This is a genomic window from Thermovirga sp. (assembly GCA_012523215.1).
GTDB lineage: Bacteria > Synergistota > Synergistia > Synergistales > Thermovirgaceae > 58-81.
Genome location: JAAYIZ010000130.1, coordinates 1 through 2,160, shown reverse-complemented (window position 1 = coordinate 2,160; position 2,160 = coordinate 1). Strand labels below are relative to the sequence as shown.

The 2,160-nt window shown below is 63.1% G+C and carries 3 protein-coding genes; all 3 read right to left on the bottom strand.

Features of this window, described 5'->3' with window-relative positions:
- A partial coding sequence (locus GX108_03630; GenBank protein NLO56134.1) for an Rne/Rng family ribonuclease occupies positions 1-1,159 on the bottom strand: 1,159 nt, incomplete at its 3' end.
- Positions 1,156-1,776, bottom strand: a complete 621-nt coding sequence (locus GX108_03625; GenBank protein ID NLO56133.1) for a DUF2344 domain-containing protein — start codon at positions 1,774-1,776, stop codon at positions 1,156-1,158. The genes GX108_03630 and GX108_03625, both read right to left, overlap by 4 nt.
- On the bottom strand, positions 1,758-2,160 hold a 403-nt coding region (locus GX108_03620), incomplete at its 5' end, for a B12-binding domain-containing radical SAM protein (protein NLO56132.1). The genes GX108_03620 and GX108_03625, both read right to left, overlap by 19 nt.

Genomic DNA, 2,160 nt, shown 5'->3' with positions numbered 1-2,160 from the left:
TCGTGAAGGAGGCCCTTATATCGGAACGGGCCCTCTTCCTGGTAAGTTCCACCAGGCCGAGGCCGGTGACGCCGAAGACTCTTGCCCTGGCGCGGTCGTTCCTGAAAAGTTCTCTCAGCGTCCCCAGCAGTTCTTCCTGGTCCTCCTCGTCATCCATGTCGATGAAGTCGATGACCACGATTCCTCCCAGGGCTCTCAACCTCAACTGTCGGGCGATCTCCCGCGCCGACTCGAGGTTCGTCTTCAGGATGGTGCTCCTGGGATCGCCCTCGCCGGTGTACTTTCCGGTGTTGACGTCGATCACCGTCAGGGCCTCGGTCTGGTCTATCACGAGGTAGGCCCCGGATTCGAGCCATACTTTCCTGTCGAGAGCCGACTCCAGGTCCTTCTCGATGCCCCAGAATTCGAAGATCGGGATATTGCCCCCGTGGAGGCTCACCTCGGGAGGAGCCCCGTTGGAGGGGAATCGCTCGAGGAAGGAGAGGATATTTTCGTATTCCTCCCGGCTGTCCACGACGATCTCGTCCACCGGGCCGAAGGGTTCGTCCCTGAGTATTCGTCCCACCAGGCTCAGATCCTGGTAGATGAGGCAGGGAGCGTCCTGTTCCCGGGCCATGCGGACGATGCCTTCCCAAAGCTGGACCAGGTTTTCCAGGTCCATTTCCAGCAGTTCCCTGTCCGCGCCCTCGGCGGCCGTCCTCACGATGATCCCGAAATCATCGGGCCTGATCTTCCGCGCCAGCGCCCTCAGCCGTTCCCTTCGTTCCTCGGGGATGCGCCTCGAGACACCTGTCTCGTTACCCCCCGGAACGAGGACAAGGAACCTTCCCGGAAGGGATATCCTCGTGGTCACCCTGGCCCCCTTGCCCTTCCTTGCCGTCTTCGTCACCTGGACCAGGAGTTCCGCGTTCTGCCTCACCTTGCTGCCCCTCGCGTCCTCGAGATACAGGAAGGCGTTGCGCCCCTCCCCGAGGTTCACGAAGGCCGCATTCATCCCCGGTAGGACGCTGTCGACCCTGGCTTTATAGATCTCGCCGCTCCGCTGGCGGTCCCACATCCGTTCCACGAATATCTCGTTGAGGCGGCCCCCCTCGACGACGGCGACCCTGGTCTCCTCGGGATCTATCGCGTTGGCGAAGACCTTCCTGTCGGAGATCATCCTGGTTCACCCCCTTCGCAAGTCAGGGGAGTGACCCTTTCCCCCGACCAGCCACCCACGGCCAGCCTCGTGACCAACAGTTCGCTCCAGGAGCGGACCACTCCTTCCTTCACAAGGCTCTTTACGATCGTGCCGCCGCCGGTCTGGCCCGGCGACGCCACCGCCACGTCCATCCACCCTTCCGAGGCTGAGATGTCCAGGGTCCGCCCAACGGGAACCCACCCATCGGATACCATCGCCCTGATCCTTTCAAAGGCCCGGGTTTCCCTGAAATAAACGCCATAGAGGGCGGCCGCGCACTCCTCGTTAAGCCGAGGCCTTCCCTCGACGACGCCAAACCTCAGGACGGTCACGCCTTGGGGGAGAAAATCGTTGACGCTTTCGCCGATGCCCCCTTCCCAGTGCTCGACCCATACTTCCAAGGGTTCTTCCAGGGCCGGGACACCGACGGGGAGGGCCGGTCCAAGGCTGATCTTGGGGCGGGGGCTCATGCCCTCGGTCAACTGGATCCTGGCGCCGGCTCTCCGAAAGGCGCGGCAAAAGAGGGCCGGCATTTCCACGTGGGGCACGAAGCAGACCCGCCCTCTCTTGGAGAAGATCAACCTGACCCTTGCCATCGGCCGCCTCCGAAACCTTCGCAATCCCTCTCCTGCCACCCGCACAGGTTGCAAGTCCCGCCCCTGCAATCGGTGGTCAGTTCCCCCGCCAGGGCTCTCACCCTCTCCGCCCAGAGGAAGGAACGGCTGACGCCCGCATCAATGACCTCCCAGGGAAAGGCCTCGTCGCACTCCCTTGTCCTGCCGGCGTATTCCGCCGGATCGATGCCCGCGTCGGCGAAGGCCCTCGTCCATCTTTCCCTGTCGAAGCACTCGGACCAGCCGTCGAAGCGGGCGCCGCTCTTCCAGGCTTTCTCAATCACGTCGGCTATCCCGCGGTCGCCCCTGGCTATGACTCCCTCGAGGAAGGTCTGGGCCGGTTCATGGTAATTCAGCACAATCCCG

What these genes read in the sequence shown, in the direction of transcription:
- GX108_03625 (NLO56133.1), bottom strand. Translation starts at nt 1,776, where the DNA reads ATGGCAAGGGTCAGGTTGATCTTCTCCAAGAGAGGGCGGGTCTGCTTC.